Source organism: Idiomarina sp. UBA4520, assembly GCF_002388365.1.
Lineage (GTDB): Bacteria > Pseudomonadota > Gammaproteobacteria > Enterobacterales > Alteromonadaceae > Idiomarina > Idiomarina zobellii.
Genome location: NZ_DGMK01000004.1, coordinates 71481 through 84088, shown reverse-complemented (window position 1 = coordinate 84088; position 12608 = coordinate 71481). Strand labels below are relative to the sequence as shown.

The 12608-nt window shown below is 47.7% G+C and carries 13 protein-coding genes; 10 read left to right on the top strand and 3 right to left on the bottom strand.

What is annotated here, in order from left to right:
• The first annotated feature begins 56 nt into the window (after positions 1 to 56).
• From acnB to B3850_RS01750, 3 genes are all read left to right on the top strand, one after another.
• On the top strand, positions 57 to 2645 hold the full coding sequence (gene acnB / locus B3850_RS01760) for a bifunctional aconitate hydratase 2/2-methylisocitrate dehydratase (RefSeq protein ID WP_286911293.1): 2589 nt from the start codon (positions 57 to 59) through the stop codon (positions 2643 to 2645).
• A gap of 271 nt (positions 2646 to 2916) precedes the next feature.
• On the top strand, positions 2917 to 3177 hold the full coding sequence (locus tag B3850_RS01755) for a type II toxin-antitoxin system Phd/YefM family antitoxin (protein WP_058575975.1): 261 nt from the start codon (positions 2917 to 2919) through the stop codon (positions 3175 to 3177).
• Between the two features lie 9 nt (positions 3178 to 3186).
• Positions 3187 to 3519: a type II toxin-antitoxin system RelE/ParE family toxin gene (locus B3850_RS01750; RefSeq protein ID WP_286911291.1), complete on the top strand. Its 333-nt coding sequence runs from the start codon at positions 3187 to 3189 to the stop codon at positions 3517 to 3519.
• A gap of 286 nt (positions 3520 to 3805) precedes the next feature.
• Here the strand turns inward: B3850_RS01750 and B3850_RS01745 are convergent, their stop codons facing one another.
• The gene (locus B3850_RS01745) at positions 3806 to 5584 is read right to left on the bottom strand and encodes a DUF885 domain-containing protein (RefSeq protein WP_286911290.1); all 1779 of its coding nucleotides are present in this window, start codon (positions 5582 to 5584) and stop codon (positions 3806 to 3808) included.
• Between the two features lie 80 nt (positions 5585 to 5664).
• Here B3850_RS01745 and B3850_RS01740 point away from each other — a divergent pair, with 80 nt between their 5' ends.
• Entirely contained in the window at positions 5665 to 6621 is a 957-nt protein-coding gene (locus tag B3850_RS01740) for a Dyp-type peroxidase (RefSeq protein ID WP_053954588.1), read from the top strand.
• On the opposite strand, the gene argR is transcribed toward B3850_RS01740, so the two are convergent.
• Positions 6597 to 7070, bottom strand: a complete 474-nt coding sequence (argR, locus tag B3850_RS01735) for a transcriptional regulator ArgR (protein WP_286876185.1) — start codon at positions 7068 to 7070, stop codon at positions 6597 to 6599. The two genes, B3850_RS01740 and argR, sit on opposite strands and share 25 nt — an antisense overlap.
• Positions 7071 to 7255: 185 nt before the next feature.
• Here argR and mdh point away from each other — a divergent pair, with 185 nt between their 5' ends.
• Positions 7256 to 8188 carry a malate dehydrogenase gene (mdh, locus tag B3850_RS01730; protein ID WP_058575980.1) on the top strand — a complete coding sequence of 311 codons (933 nt, stop codon included), beginning with the start codon at positions 7256 to 7258 and terminating at the stop codon, positions 8186 to 8188.
• Positions 8189 to 8584: 396 nt separating this feature from the next.
• Here the strand turns inward: mdh and ispB are convergent, their stop codons facing one another.
• Positions 8585 to 9556 carry an octaprenyl diphosphate synthase gene (ispB, locus tag B3850_RS01725; RefSeq protein WP_286876196.1) on the bottom strand — a complete coding sequence of 324 codons (972 nt, stop codon included), beginning with the start codon at positions 9554 to 9556 and terminating at the stop codon, positions 8585 to 8587.
• Between the two features lie 169 nt (positions 9557 to 9725).
• Between ispB and rplU the strand changes: the two genes are divergently transcribed.
• From rplU to B3850_RS01700, 5 genes are all read left to right on the top strand, one after another.
• A complete protein-coding gene (gene rplU / locus B3850_RS01720) occupies positions 9726 to 10037 on the top strand; it encodes a 50S ribosomal protein L21 (protein WP_058575982.1) in 312 nt (103 codons plus the stop codon).
• Positions 10038 to 10052: 15 nt separating this feature from the next.
• On the top strand, positions 10053 to 10310 hold the full coding sequence (gene rpmA, locus B3850_RS01715; protein ID WP_273269638.1) for a 50S ribosomal protein L27: 258 nt from the start codon (positions 10053 to 10055) through the stop codon (positions 10308 to 10310).
• 115 nt (positions 10311 to 10425) lie between these two features.
• Positions 10426 to 11586, top strand: a complete 1161-nt coding sequence (gene cgtA / locus B3850_RS01710) for an Obg family GTPase CgtA (protein WP_286911289.1) — start codon at positions 10426 to 10428, stop codon at positions 11584 to 11586.
• 14 nt (positions 11587 to 11600) lie between these two features.
• The gene (gene folA, locus B3850_RS01705; RefSeq protein ID WP_273269642.1) at positions 11601 to 12101 is read left to right on the top strand and encodes a type 3 dihydrofolate reductase; all 501 of its coding nucleotides are present in this window, start codon (positions 11601 to 11603) and stop codon (positions 12099 to 12101) included.
• 110 nt (positions 12102 to 12211) lie between these two features.
• A complete protein-coding gene (locus tag B3850_RS01700) occupies positions 12212 to 12586 on the top strand; it encodes a DUF3718 domain-containing protein (protein WP_286876178.1) in 375 nt (124 codons plus the stop codon).
• Positions 12587 to 12608: the final 22 nt, after the last annotated feature.

Below are 12608 nucleotides of genomic sequence, written 5' to 3'. Positions count from 1 at the left end.
TGCGCCGCACTAGTGAACCGTCTTGAATTCATGCAAGCAAATGAGAGGTAATACGAGTGCTTAAAGAATATCGTCAGCACGTGGAAGAGCGTGCCGCAGAGGGCATCCCTCCGAAACCACTAACGGCAGAACAAGTAGCCGATCTTGTTGAACTACTGAAGAACCCACCAGTAGGTGAAGAAGAATTCTTAGTAGAGTTATTGTCTGAGCGCGTACCACCAGGTGTTGATGAAGCCGCTTACGTAAAAGCTGGCTTTTTGAGCGCACTGGTAAAAGGCGAAATACAAAGCCCGGTTATCAGCAAAGAAGACGCCGTTAAATTGCTTGGCAATATGCACGGTGGTTACAACATCGTGACTTTGGTTGAGTTATTGGACAGCGCTGATCTAGGTCGCTTAGCGGCAGAAGAATTAAAGCACACAATCTTAATGTTTGACGCCTTCCACGACGTTGAAGAAAAGATGAAAGCGGGCAACGAGCTGGCTAAAGAAGTGGTTGAGTCATGGGCCGAAGGTGAGTGGTTCACCAGCCGTGACAAAATGGCAGAGCAAATTAAAGCGACTGTCTTTAAGGTTACCGGCGAAACCAACACCGACGACCTTTCACCAGCACCTGACGCTTGGTCACGTCCTGACATTCCACTGCATGCCAAAGCCATGTACAAAATGCCTCGCGAAGGCATCACTGATGCAGGCAAGCAGATTGAAGAGTTGAAAGAAAAAGGTCACCCGGTTGCTTTCGTAGGTGACGTCGTAGGTACAGGCTCTTCACGTAAATCAGCAACCAACTCTGTCCTGTGGAACATTGGTGAAGACATGCCGGGTACGCCGAACAAGCGTGCGGGCGGTATCTGTATTGGCGGCAAAGTCGCACCTATCTTCTTCAACACCATGAAAGACGCTGGTGCGTTGGTATTTGAAGCCGACGTCGAAAAAATGAATATGGGTGATGTCATTACCATTTACCCATACGAAGGCAAAATTGAAAATGAAGCGGGTGACGTTATCGCTGAATACGACTATGCGTCACGCGTTATTCTTGACGAAGTGCGTGCCGGTGGCCGTATCAACCTGATCATTGGTCGTGGCTTAACCACCAAGGCGCGTGAATCACTGGGCTTAGGTCACTCTGACTTATTCCTGACTCCGGAGCAGCCAGAAGACAGTGCTAAAGGTTACAGCCTGGCACAGAAGTTAGTGGGTAAAGCCTGTGGTATGGAAGGCGTTCGTCCGGGCACTTACGTTGAGCCGAAAATGACTACCGTGGGCTCGCAGGACACCACCGGTCCAATGACCCGTGACGAACTGAAAGACCTGGCTTGTCTTGGCTTTAACGCTGACCTGGTTATGCAGTCTTTCTGTCACACGTCAGCCTATCCGAAGCCGGTTGACGTTGAAACTCAGCATACACTGCCTGACTTCATCATGAACCGTGGCGGCGTTTCGTTGCGCCCGAACGACGGTATTATCCATAGCTGGTTGAACCGTATGTTGTTGCCGGATACCGTCGGTACTGGTGGTGACTCGCATACACGTTTCCCGCTGGGTATCTCGTTCCCGGCAGGCTCTGGTTTGGTTGCCTTCGCAGCTGCAACCGGTGTTATGCCGCTGGATATGCCAGAGTCAGTACTGGTGCGTTTTAAAGGTAAAATGCAGCCGGGTATTACTCTGCGTGACTTGGTTCACGCAATTCCTGCGTTTGCGATTAAAGACGGCTTATTGACCGTAGAAAAACGCGGTAAGAAAAACGCGTTCTCAGGTCGCATCCTGGAAATCGAAGGTCTTGAGCACTTAACCGTAGAGCAAGCGTTTGAACTGTCAGACGCATCAGCAGAGCGCTCTGCAGCGGGCTGTACCATCAACTTGTCAGAAGATTCAGTCAGTGAATACTTGCGCTCTAACATCACCATGTTGCGTTGGATGATCAACGAAGGCTACGGCGATGCGCGTACGCTTGAGCGTCGTGCTCGTAAGATGGAAGAATGGCTTGAGAACCCATCACTGACGCGTGCCGATAAAGATGCGGAATACGCAGAAGTTATCGAAATCGATTTGGACGAAATTAAAGAGCCAATCGTCTGTTGCCCGAACGACCCTGACGACGCTAAGTTCTTAAGCGAAGTTGCCGGCGATAAGGTTGATGAAGTGTTCATTGGCTCGTGCATGACCAACATTGGTCACTTCCGTGCTGCAGGTAAACTGTTAGAGAAAAACTCTGACCCGCTAAACACGCGTTTGTGGATTGCACCACCAACGAAGATGGACAAAGCACAGCTGGAAACCGAAGGCTATTACGATATCTATTCGCGTAACGGCGTGCGTACCGAAATGCCGGGTTGTTCACTGTGTATGGGTAACCAGGCTCGTGTAGAAGCTGGCGCAACCGTATTGTCAACGTCGACTCGTAACTTCCCGAACCGCTTAGGTGACGGCGCGAACGTTTACCTGACGTCGGCAGAGCTGGCAGCAGTTGGTGCTATTGTAGGCCGACTGCCAACTCCGGAAGAGTACCTGGAGTACGCACAAGATATCAACTCGATGGCTGGCGAAGTTTATAAATACCTGAACTTCGACCAAATGGATGCCTTCCGCGACGCAGAAAAAGCGGCCAAGGAAAACATCATCCCAACCATCAACGTGGCTTAATGATGGGGAATGGAAACATAATAGCCGGTAACAGGAAGACGCCTGCAAGTACGTCCCTGTAAGGCTTGGCTGGCGCCATCCATGGCGCCAGACACTTCCTGTTACCGTCCATAATGTTGTTTCCATTCCCGAATAAGTTTACCTAAAACCGCTTCGGCGGTTTTTTTGTGCCCGATGTTCAGTAGCCTGATGTTCACATCAGGTGAGATATTCTAGCTTGTAGGTGGTCTATTTATAGTCTATATTTAGACTGTTCAGTCGGGAGGGAGCTATGCAGATAAAAACCATTAGTTACATTAAGCAAAATGCGGCGTCACTGAATGTCGAAGAGCCTATTGTGGTCACTCAAGGTGGAAATCCGGTATATCGTATTGAGTCGGAAGCTAGCGCTAGACAACGGGACGAAGCTATTGCGACACTTAAGCTGATGAATTTGGCTGAAAGGGATATTCGAAATCAAAATCTTCTATCTCTTAGCGAAGCAAAAGAAAGGCTAGAGCGTGAAATCAGAACAAAGAAGTTTGAGCTTTAGTTCTCAGTTATGAACTACGATGTTAATTTTACCGAGCTCAGTTATAAGACTCTGGCTGCTTTAACCCGCTATATGGAATCCTTTCTGGGTCAGGAAGAAGCTATTAGGTTAGGTCATCAACTTCTTGATTTCGCCATCAATAAACTCGGCGATAACCCTTTGCAATTCCCCATTTCCCATGAACTTGAGACGTTAGGTATCACTGACTATCGAGTAATGTTAGTAGATAATTATAAGATCTTATTTCGTCTGGATGAGAAAGATAAAACGAGTTATGTCATGGTCTTTCTGCGACAGAGACAAAATACCCAAGAGCTGCTTTACCAGATAATGATTGGGTAGCCCGATGCTATTGCATCAGGTGAGATAGTCGAACACCTCACCTGACGTAGAACGTCAGACTACAAAACTCTGTGTTGGTCAGCCGTGTGCTTGTAAGTCGATAGGGCAGGTTGTTCACTTGTGAGCGTTATGAGTGTTGAGTACTTCTGTGGCGGAGTGTCGAAGGCCATGGATGGCCTTCGTCAAGCCCTCATGGATGAGCTCGTAGCGTCTCCGTCACAGAAGTACTCAATGCTCAAGCGAAATAAGTGAATAACCTGCCCCTACCTGATAGCGGGGGTCTGTTCTATTTCTGCCCAGCAATCCAGTTGTTGATGTGTTGTTCGAGTACTTTCAGTGGCACGCTGCCGTTTTCCAGTACCGCATCGTGGAACTCACGAATGTCGAACTTATCACCTAACTGCTGTTCTGCTTCGCGGCGTAAACGCTTAATAGTCAACTCGCCGAGCTTGTATGAAAGCGCCTGCGCAGGCCAGGTAATGTAACGGTCAATTTCGGTTTTCACGTTATGCAGTGACAATGCGGTATTGTTGGCCATAAAGTCCATCGCGCGCTCGCGGCTCCAGCCTTTAGCATGCATACCGGTGTCCACCACTAAGCGTGCCGCACGCCACATTTCGTAGCTTAAACGACCAAAGTTACTGTAAGGGTCTTCATAAAAACCCGCTTCCAGCCCTAAGTACTCAGAATACAAACCCCAGCCTTCACCAAACGCGGAAATATAAGTCTGTTGACGGTATTCCGGTAAGTCTTCTAACTCACCCGCAATGGCGTTTTGTAAGTGATGACCCGGTACCGCTTCGTGCAGTGTCAGCGCTTCCATCTGATAAAGCGGACGGCGGTCTAACGCGTAGGTATTCACCCAATAAAAACCCGCACGATCATCTCGGTTGGTTCCTGAATAACGGCCGGTTGTGTACTTAGGCGCAATTTCTTCGGGAACCGGCGCTATACCATAAGGCTTACGTGGTAAGGTTTTGAACAGCTTCGGCAGTTCACCATCCATTTTCTTGGCTATCCAGGCTGCGTAGTGTAGTAACTCTTCTGCTGTTTCCGGATAGAATTGGTCGTCAGTACGCAGAAAGTCAACGAATTCGTCAAAGTCACCATCAAAGCCGGTTGCTTCAATGGCTTCTAGCATTTCACCGCGAATACGAGCGACTTCCTGCAAGCCTATCTCGTGAATTTCGTCAGCGGTCATATCCAGTGTGGTGTAATGCTTAATACGGTTTTGATAAAACGCTTCGCCGTTAGGTAGTTCACTGGCGCCAACGCTTTCGCGAGCATTCGGTAAGTACTCTGTCACCATAAAGGTGAAGTAATCGTCGTAAGCAGGCATGACTTGCTCATCAATCGCTGTCATTGCGTCTGCTTTTAGCGCTTCCCACTCAGTGTCATTGACAAAAGCAGGCTGTTTGGCAAAAGGAGAGAAGTAAACACTTTCACTGGCGTCCTGAACAAGATAAGCCAGAATACTTTCTTCGAAGCCCGCCATAGCCGCAGCGGGCTGTGTGTAACCTTCCTCAATGGCTTTTCTGAGCCAATGGGTTTGTTGCTCCATGTAGCGCGGAATGCTGCGCAACTTCGAAATATAGTTTTGATAATCTTCAACCGAGTTAAATGAGGTATACGACGGCATAAACGCCAGTGAACTGTGGAAGCTACCCTCGGCTGTTAGTGGCATGTAATGCGCATTAAAACGGTATTCGTCGACACGGTTTTTCAGCGAGTAGCGAATCATTGCGTGATTAATTTTATCTTCGTCGCTCAGCTGACTAAGTTTTATAGCGTCCAGTTGTTCCAGCCACTTTGACTGCTTTTCATAGCGAGCTTCCAAGGCTTCCGGTGACATGTCCGTTAGCTCGGTATCGCTGGACTCATTCATACCTTCCCAAATGGTGTCTGCCAACTGGTGAAATTGCTCAGCAACACTCTGTTGTGCAACGTTTTGTTGGGTCGGCTGTTGTGACGTTGTCGTCGCACAGGCCGTTAACCCCATTAAACTTCCAATAAGAATCAGATTACGCATGATTTTTCCTTGCGGTGTCATAACGAATACAGGCATTCTATAATGCCTTTTGCATGAGTTAATGTAAAAAGCAATGCAGCGAACTCACAATAATAATAGTTAAACGGGAGAAAAGGGTGGATAAAGCGCAATCAGGGATATACGCCGAGCCAAATTTGCACGGCTTAACCTTGTTTTGTCATGTCATGAGTGACGATGTCGAGAGTTTACGCCGTAAACTGTCTCGATTCCCGGCTATCATTCAGGACTTAGATGCACGCTTTTCTGAAGCCATGCTGACCGGCTTTGTCGGCATTGGTGCTGAATATTGGGATATCCTTTACCCGCATAAACGACCGCTTCACCTGCAGGCATTCCCCGAGCTAAGCGACGCAGACCGGGAAGCGCCTCGTCATCCTTTTGACTTAGTCTTACATATACGCTGCGACCGATTCGATGCCAATTATTTAGCAGGCAGAACCATTATGGAGTGGTTTGGTTATGACATTGAAGTGGCAGAGCAAATCCGTTCCTTTCGTTATTTAGACGGCCGTGACCTGCTGGGCTTTATTGATGCCCCTGATAACCCAAGAGGTATGCGCAAACGCGAAGCCTCGCTAATAAACGCAGCTGACGACACTGCCTTTGTTGACGGTAGTTATTTGTTTGTTCAGAAAATTCGCTATGACTTACGGCGTTGGGATTACTTAGGCCCGGAAAAGCAGGAGCAGATTATGGGACGAGAGAAAGTCTCCGGCGAGCGTTTACCAGAGGCAATGATCGACGGCGTCACTCATGCTGCTAAAGCGAAACTAATGGATAAGAATGAACAGCCAATACCTTTGTTACGGCAAAACATGCCTTGGGGCGACTTGCGCGAGCAAGGGTTGTTAGGAATGTACTTTTCTCATGCGCCTAAAAGTGTTGTCGAGTGGTTAAAGGCACGTTATTACGCCGATGAGCAGGGGCAATACGACCCGATACTCGATTACTCTCAAGCCGTTTTGAATTCCAGCTTTTTTGTTCCGTCAACGCGTTTTCTCTTAGAAAACAGAGAGCTACCCGTTAATCAGGAAGACGGCAGTACTGACTGATTGGCAAACAACTCTTTGACTTTTTGCAGTGTAAAATCAATGTCTTGTACTTTTACCGGTGCAATAAAAATAGTGTCGTCGCCGGCAATGGTTCCCAGCACGCCTTCTTTTTTACCAACCGAGTCGAGTAAACGGGCAATAAGTTGCGCGGCTCCGGGGCTGGTCCGGATAATTACCATGATATCATTATGCTGAATATCCAGTACAAGCTGGCTTAATGGCGCCTTAGTAGAGGGTACGGCTAAATCAGGCGGTAAACAATACACCATTTCCTGCTTTGCGTTACGGGTTCTGACGGCACCGTACTTACTAAGCATACGCGACACTTTCGACTGGCTAATGTTCTCAAAGCCTTGCTCTTTCAGTACGTTAACTATCTCGCCTTGCGAACCGTAACGTTCTTCACGAAGTAACGTTTTGAAGGCGTCAATTAATTGATCTTTCACCATTATCGTGCCGCTTCCTGACTGTCATTTTATGCTATAATGCGACCAGTTTACTGCATTCTGTGACGCTATTCGAGCTTTGTTATAAAAGGCTCGTCAGTTGTATTTAACAGCGTATTCAAGTACAGTTTTGCACCAAATTCTGCATGTTTATGCAGTTCTAATCGACAAACAAAACGGAGTCTGAGATGAAAGTAGCCGTATTAGGTGCGGCCGGTGGTATCGGCCAGGCATTGTCATTACTTTTGAAAACACAACTTCCAGCAGGTTCAGAGTTATCTTTGTATGACGTTGCGCCAGTAGTTCCAGGTGTTGCGGTTGATCTAAGCCATATCCCTACCGACGTAAAAGTCACAGGCTTCGGTAAAGACGACCTTGCGTCAGCATTAGTTGGCAGCGACATCGTATTAATTCCAGCCGGCGTACCACGTAAGCCAGGTATGGATCGCTCTGACCTGTTCAACATGAACGCGGGTATCGTTAAAAACTTAGTACAAGGCGTTGCAGACAACTGCCCTGACGCTTGTGTTGGTATTATCACCAACCCGGTAAACACGACCGTTCCTATTGCTGCTGAAGTATTGAAAAAAGCAGGTTGCTACGATAAGCGTAAGCTGTTCGGTGTTACCACTTTGGACGTTATCCGTTCAGAAGCGTTTGTTGGCGAACTGCGTGGTCTTAACCCTGAAAACGTAAACGTGCCAGTTATTGGTGGGCACAGCGGTACAACGATTCTGCCGTTACTGTCACAAGTTGAAGGCGTTGAGTTTACTGAGCAAGAAATCAAAGACTTAACTCACCGTATCCAGAATGCAGGTACTGAAGTCGTTGAAGCAAAAGCCGGCGGCGGTTCAGCAACCCTATCTATGGGTCAGGCAGCAGCACGCTTTGCATTGTCATTGCTAAAAGGCCTGCAAGGTCAGGACACTATTGAGTGCACTTACGTAGAAGGTCCTGGCGATAACGCTAAGTTCTTCGCACAGCCAGTACGCTTAGGCAAAAATGGTGCCGAAGAAATTCTGTCTTACGGCAAGCTAAGTGCATACGAACAAAAATGCATGGACGACATGCTTGACGGCCTGAAAGGCGATATCCAAAAAGGCATCGACTTCGCCAGCTAAGCTTTCAGCTATCCGCTCTTGAAAATATTGGGGCAGGCCAGCATTGGCTGGCCATTGCAGGTTATCTTCCGAAAGACGCCTGCAAGTACGTCCCTGTAAGGCTTGGGCAGCGCCATCCTTGGCGCTGCACACTTTCTCCAGATAACCCTGCAATGACTTTTCGCCAATACTGACCTACCCCAACATTTCCACGCTACTTGCTGAAAGGTATGTAGCCTAAAAGGGGCAGGCTGTTGGGTTGCGAGCGTTACGAGTGTTGAAGGTTTTCATGGCGGAGTGTCGAAGGCCATGGATGGCCTTCGTCAAGCCCTCATGGATGAGCTCGTAGCGTCTCCGCCATGAAAACCTTCAATGCTCAAGCGAAGCAAGCCAGCAGCCTGCCCCCCAAGACATTTCTTACGTCACTCGGTCGACTGCCAAGTGGGCTAGGGTCAGCAGGGCTTGTTTGTAGTCGGAGTCTGGTAGCTCGTTTAATGACTGGCGTGCTTGTTCGGCGGCTTCTAATGCTTTCTCGCGAGTGTATTGCAGTGCTCCAGTGCGTTCCATAGCAGTTAGCACGGTTTGTAAGTGCTCGCGTCCGTCGCCTTGCTCTATCGCTTCGCGAATCAGTTTCTGCTCTACATCGTTGCCATTCCACATGGCGTATAACAGTGGTAGCGTTGGTTTACCTTCGGCTAAATCATCACCGGCATTCTTGCCCATTGAGTCGCTGTCAGCTGTGTAATCCAGTAAATCATCTACAAGTTGAAAAGCAGTACCTAAATAGCGGCCGTAGTCCGCCAATTGAGCCGTAAGCTTTTCGTCCTGCCCTGTAAGTACACCTGCTAACTCCGTTGCGGCTTCAAACAGCTTGGCGGTTTTGCCGTAAATGACGTTGAAGTAGCTTTCTTCAGAGGTATCCGGGTCATTACAGTTCATCAACTGTAAGACTTCGCCTTCAGAAATAATATTGGTGGCATCGGCTAAAATGCGCAAGATACGCAAGGAGTCCAAGTCGACCATAAGCTGGAATGCGCGGGTGTAGAGAAAGTCACCCACTAATACTGCGGCTTCATTACCGAATACGGCGTTTGCCGTTTTGCGGCCACGGCGTAAATCAGATTCATCGACAACATCGTCATGTAGTAGTGTTGCGGTATGAATAAACTCTATAATGGTGGCGAGTTTTTGGTGGTCTTTGCCGTCATAGCCCAAGGCTCGGGCGGTTATCACCGTCAGCAGGGGGCGTAGGCGTTTACCGCCGCTATTGACGATATAAATACCCAGCTGGTTGATTAACGCAACGTCGGATTTTAGTTGTTCACCAATAAGCGCATTCACACCCAACATGTCGTTTTTGGCTAATGCGTTAATGGACTGCATATCCATCATAGATATCTGAAATTTACAAAATTTAACGGAAACCAGATGGTACACTAATTCAACGGGCTCGGAAACTCTAAAGGCGGCAAATTAGGGCTTGCGATCGTTGACGGGATTACGTACAATTCGCGCCCTGATTTGAATTTGGATACCCAATTGGGTTGTGGAGAATAATATGTACGCAGTATTCCAAAGTGGCGGTAAGCAGCACCGTGTGTCTGAAGGCCAAATCGTCCGCCTGGAAAAACTGGAAGCAGCTACCGGTGATGTAGTTGAATTCGACCAGGTTTTGATGGTTTCTGACGGCAACGATGTAAACATCGGTGCTCCGTTCGTATCCGGTGGTAAAGTGAAAGCAGAAGTGATTGATCACGGTCGTGGCGATAAAGTTAACATCGTTAAGTTCCGTCGTCGTAAGCACTCTCGTCGCCAACAAGGCCATCGTCAGTGGTTCACTGAAGTGAAAATCACTGGTATCAATAGCTAATTAAGGAGTAACGACATGGCACATAAAAAGGCTGGTGGTTCTACTAAAAACGGTCGCGATTCAGAGAGTAAACGCTTAGGTGTTAAGCGCTTCGGTGGTGAATCGGTTCTTGCAGGTAACATCCTGGTTCGTCAGCGCGGTACTCGATTCCACGCTGGTAGCAACGTTGGCATCGGTAAAGATCACACGTTGTTCGCGACTTCAGAAGGCAAGGTATCTTTCGAAACGAAAGGTAAGAACAACCGTAAATTTGTGAGTGTTATTACTGACTAATAATGCCACATAAACTGAAAAGTTTCGGTTCGAAAGCCCTGCCATTACGGCGGGGCTTTTTCTTATGTGCTAGAATTTTGCACAATATTTAATAAGTGATAAGTAGCAGATTGCGATGAAATTCGTTGATGAAGTAGAAATTCGTGTCGACGCTGGCGACGGTGGTAATGGCTGTATTAGTTTTCGCCGCGAAAAATACATACCCAAAGGCGGTCCTGACGGTGGTGACGGTGGCGATGGTGGTGATGTCTACCTGCAAGCCGATGAAAACTTGAATACGCTTATCGATTATCGATTTGAGCGTTTTCACCGTGCAGAGCGTGGCCAAAATGGTATGGGTAAAAACTGCACTGGTAAGCGGGGCAGCGACATTACTTTACCTGTCCCTCCGGGAACTCGCGCGACCGATATTGATACTGGCGAAGTCATGGGCGACTTGACCAAGCACGGTCAAAAGCTGTTGGTTGCTAAAGGCGGCTTTCATGGACTTGGTAACACGCGCTTTAAAAGCAGTGTGAACCGTGCTCCGCGCCAAAAGACGGACGGTACTCCTGGTGAAGTTCGCAACTTAAAGCTGGAACTGATGTTGCTGGCTGATGTTGGGCTTTTGGGTATGCCTAACGCGGGTAAATCAACGTTTATACGCTCGGTATCTGCCGCTAAACCTAAAGTAGCAGATTATCCGTTCACTACCTTGGTTCCAAACCTTGGTGTAGTGACACCGGCACCTGGCCAAAGTTTTGTTATAGCGGACATTCCGGGGTTAATTGAAGGTGCTGCGGAAGGAGCTGGTTTAGGTATCCGTTTCTTAAAACATCTTGAGCGCTGTCGACTGTTATTGCACTTAGTTGACTTAGCACCATTTGACGAGACAGACCCCGCTGAACAGGCTCGCATCATTATTGACGAGCTTGAAAAATACAGTCCTAAGTTGGCTGAAAAACCACGCTGGCTTGTTATTAATAAAGTTGACTTGGTATTGGATGAAGAAGTCCAGGAGCAAGTTGACGCGTTAGTGAAAGAGTTGGATTGGGACGGTCCTGTGTTCCAAATTGCTGCACTAGAAGGTCGAGCTGTCCAAGAACTTTGTCGCGAAGTCATGAACTATATTGAAACTTTGCCCGTACCCCATATGGAAGAAACAGAAGAAGCGGATCCGGTCGAGTTTAAGTGGGACAGTTATCACGAAGATGTCATGGAAGAGCACTTCGAAGATGACGAGGACGACGATGATGACGACGACGACCATGGCGTCGAAGTTATTTATCAGAAGTAAAAAGGTAATTCTAAATGAAAATATCGCTTGTGGTTGCAATGGCAGACAATAGAGTCATTGGAAAAGACAATAAAATGCCTTGGCACTTGCCCGACGAGCTCCAATATTTCAAAAAAATTACCTTGGGTAAGCCAATTGTTATGGGTCGGAATACCTTTGAGTCAATTGGCCGCCCATTACCTGGTCGTAAAAATATCGTCCTAAGCAGAACTTCTGAAAGTCGTGAAACCCATGACGGCCAAGTGCTTTGGGTTAATGGCCCGCAACAAGCCATTGCAGCGGCAGGACCCGCTGAAGAAGTTATGGTCATTGGTGGCGGAAAAATTTATGAAAAATTTTTACCCCTGGCAGACCGCTTATATGTCACTAAAATAGACCTAAATGTTGACGGCGATACCTTCTTTCCTGATTACGAGGAAGTCGCTGACTGGCAAGAGATAGAAAGGCAAAACTTTGCCGCAAACGACCGAAACTCCAACGATTTTACTACCCTTATTTTCGATAGGAAACGTTAATAAGACGTTATAATTTCAGTCACTTACGTGACTTGCAGCCCATTGCAGAGCGACTCATATCGTAGTATCATCCTGATGAATTTTTGAACAATCTTGTGATGGGGTTTTAGATGAAAGCGATTGTATTAGGCACCTTGATGGCTGCGGTTGCAGTAACTGGCGCAACTTTTTCAAAAAACGCAGAAGCGAACGAATTGGCGTTAAGCCTTTGCACCTACGTTCAGGGTGACGACACCATGCGTATGCGTAAAAAGTTACGTGACTCACGCGTGCGTGTCCGTGACATCTATTCAGGCATCCAGTGTAATGGTCAAAGCTTATTGCAGTTCGCAATGGCAAATGGCTCACAAGACATTGGCGAGTTTATTGTTGGACGTTTATCAGTAGACGAACTGAAAAGCTCTGGTGACTACGAATGGGCACAGTCTAACGGTCACGGCGGCTCGCCGATTGCTGTAGCAATTAAAGAGCGCGCAGGCCTTTAATTACAAAGCTAAAATGAATTAC

What these genes read in the sequence shown, in the direction of transcription:
- B3850_RS01755 (WP_058575975.1), top strand. Translation starts at nt 2,917, where the DNA reads ATGCAGATAAAAACCATTAGTTACATTAAGCAAAATGCGGCGTCACTG.
- B3850_RS01750 (WP_286911291.1), top strand. Translation starts at nt 3,187, where the DNA reads ATGAACTACGATGTTAATTTTACCGAGCTCAGTTATAAGACTCTGGCT.
- B3850_RS01745 (WP_286911290.1), bottom strand. Translation starts at nt 5,584, where the DNA reads ATGCCTGTATTCGTTATGACACCGCAAGGAAAAATCATGCGTAATCTG.
- argR (WP_286876185.1), bottom strand. Translation starts at nt 7,070, where the DNA reads ATGGTGAAAGATCAATTAATTGACGCCTTCAAAACGTTACTTCGTGAA.
- mdh (WP_058575980.1), top strand. Translation starts at nt 7,256, where the DNA reads ATGAAAGTAGCCGTATTAGGTGCGGCCGGTGGTATCGGCCAGGCATTG.
- ispB (WP_286876196.1), bottom strand. Translation starts at nt 9,556, where the DNA reads ATGGATATGCAGTCCATTAACGCATTAGCCAAAAACGACATGTTGGGT.
- rplU (WP_058575982.1), top strand. Translation starts at nt 9,726, where the DNA reads ATGTACGCAGTATTCCAAAGTGGCGGTAAGCAGCACCGTGTGTCTGAA.
- rpmA (WP_273269638.1), top strand. Translation starts at nt 10,053, where the DNA reads ATGGCACATAAAAAGGCTGGTGGTTCTACTAAAAACGGTCGCGATTCA.
- cgtA (WP_286911289.1), top strand. Translation starts at nt 10,426, where the DNA reads ATGAAATTCGTTGATGAAGTAGAAATTCGTGTCGACGCTGGCGACGGT.
- folA (WP_273269642.1), top strand. Translation starts at nt 11,601, where the DNA reads ATGAAAATATCGCTTGTGGTTGCAATGGCAGACAATAGAGTCATTGGA.
- B3850_RS01700 (WP_286876178.1), top strand. Translation starts at nt 12,212, where the DNA reads ATGAAAGCGATTGTATTAGGCACCTTGATGGCTGCGGTTGCAGTAACT.